Origin of the sequence: Sphingobacterium alimentarium (assembly GCF_004342685.1) — a bacterium.
Taxonomy (GTDB): domain Bacteria; phylum Bacteroidota; class Bacteroidia; order Sphingobacteriales; family Sphingobacteriaceae; genus Sphingobacterium; species Sphingobacterium alimentarium.
This window is the reverse complement of the sequence record NZ_SMBZ01000096.1, coordinates 1-2,255: the sequence shown is the minus strand read 5'-3', so window position 1 is coordinate 2,255 and position 2,255 is coordinate 1. Positions and strand designations below refer to the sequence as shown.

1 protein-coding gene is annotated in these 2,255 nt (G+C 35.8%); it reads left to right on the top strand.

The features are described from left to right. Positions 1 to 354: 354 nt before the first annotated feature. Entirely contained in the window at positions 355 to 2,142 is a 1,788-nt protein-coding gene (locus tag EDC17_RS16695; RefSeq protein ID WP_132779359.1) for an AMP-dependent synthetase/ligase, read from the top strand. Positions 2,143 to 2,255: the final 113 nt, after the last annotated feature.

Sequence of the window (2,255 nt, the reverse complement as noted above, 5' to 3'; positions counted from 1 at the left end):
ATTAGCAGCATACAGTTTCTTCCCTAAGAAACCTTCAATCAAATATCAAACGGTAAAAACTAACCAATTGTACGCTTTTTAATTATCGAATTCAGTTTTTAAATATTCCATGATGATGTATTGGTTAGTCAAAACAAATATAAAAAGATATCATAATGATCACTTGTGTTTTTAAAATATTTTAAATAAAAAAGGTGACCATAATAACGCTCCCTACTTTCTTATAATTAAAGTCCAAAATTTTCATAATAATTTATTTGTGTATCTTCGCAAACTTTAGCCGTACTCTACGCGTTGTACGAAATAAGCATTTGGCTTAACCACTAACTAGATGCATGATATTGATTTAATAATATGGAACAAGAAAAACAAGATTTAAGATTGTTTGATTTAGCTCGTAGGCAGTTAGATCTATATCCTAACCTTTCTATTTTTGCTCACAAAGTAAATGACGAGTGGAAAGAAATCAGCACTTCAGAATTTGTAGCACAAGTAGATGCAATATCCAAAGGTTTAATTGAAATTGGTATTAAACCCAATGAAAAAGTAGGTCTTATTGCAGACAGCAGCATGGAGTGGCACATTATGGACTTTGCTATTCAGCAAGTCGGTGCAGTCTGTGTAGCTATGTATCCTAATATTACAGATATTGATTACCAATATATATTTAATGATGCTGAAATAAGATTAGTCGTTGTCAGCAACAAAAATTTATACAGCCGTATTGTTAAATTACAAGAGTCATTATATACCTTGAAGTATGTATTCTGTATGGCTGAAATTCCTGATTCAAGAAATTGGAAAGAAATCGAGGAATTGGGCAAACATATCACAGATTCGACGCTGAAAGAACGTATGGATTCCGTGAAGCCGACGGATTTGGCAACATTAATCTATACTTCCGGTACAACGGGCAAGCCAAAAGGTGTTATGCTAACACACAACAATATTATGTTTAATGTGATGGCGGCTCGCGAAATTACACCTCTACAAGCATATTCTCGTTCCTTAACGTTCCTTCCTCCTTGTCATGCTTACGAAAGAATGGTAATCTATACTTATATGTATATCGGTATTACCACTTATATTGCGGAATCTCTTGACAAAATTGGAAACAATATTAAAGAGGCAAAACCCCATATTATGACTGCAGTACCTCGTATTCTTGAGAAAGTATACGAGAAAATTATTAAAATAGGTCATGAACTATCCGGTTCTAAGAGAAAGATATTTGATTGGGCAGTAAGTGTAGGCGAAGCTTATGACCCGAATCCTGAAAAAAGGTCTTTTGCTTATAATTTGAAGTTGAAGCTGGCAAAAAAATTAGTTTTGGATAAGTGGTATGATGCTTTAGGCGGTCATTTGGTCACTGTTGCTTCAGGGTCGGCTTCTTTACAAAATAAACTAGCGCGCATTTTCTTAGCTGCTGGAATTCCATTGTACGAAGGATATGGAATGACTGAAGCGTCACCGTTGATTTCTGTTAACCATTATATCAAAGGTATCCGCGTGGGCACTGTGGGTCTCCCGGTAAAGTATGTTGAAGTCAAACTCGCGGAAGATGGCGAAATCCTGGTAAAAGGTCCCAATGTTATGCAAGGTTATTACAAAAACCCTGAAGAAACCGCTAAGACAATCATTGATGGCTGGCTTCATACGGGTGACATCGCCGTATATGAAGAAGGTCAGTTTATCAAAATTATTGATCGTAAGAAAGAGATGTTTAAAATTTCGGGCGGTAAATATGTTATTCCTCAACCGATAGAAAAGAAACTTGTAGAATCTTATTTTATCGAACAAGCTATGGTAATCGGTGATGGTCAAAAATTCGCCTCAGCCTTTATTGTACCTAATTATGGTAACCTTGTGCACTGGAGCAAAACAAGTGCTCCTGAGCTAATGGGTATGCAGAAAGCCGAGTTCTTATCTCACCCAACCATTGTGAAGAAAATAAATGCGGAAGTCCGCATGGCTAATCAGCATTTTGGGAATTGGGAGCAAATTAAGAAACCTATTATTTTGCATGATGAATTCACAATCGATGGTGGTGAATTGACGCCAACGCTCAAAATGAAGCGAAAAGTCATACTTGAAAAATACCAAAAAGAATTCAACACCTTGTACAAACAAGACGAAGAATAAAAAAAGAAAAAGTCTCGATATCTTTTCGAGACTTTTTCTTTTTATAAAACACCTTTAATCATTCGCGGTCAGCTTATTATGGATCATACTGTAATTGTACCGCTGTATGAATG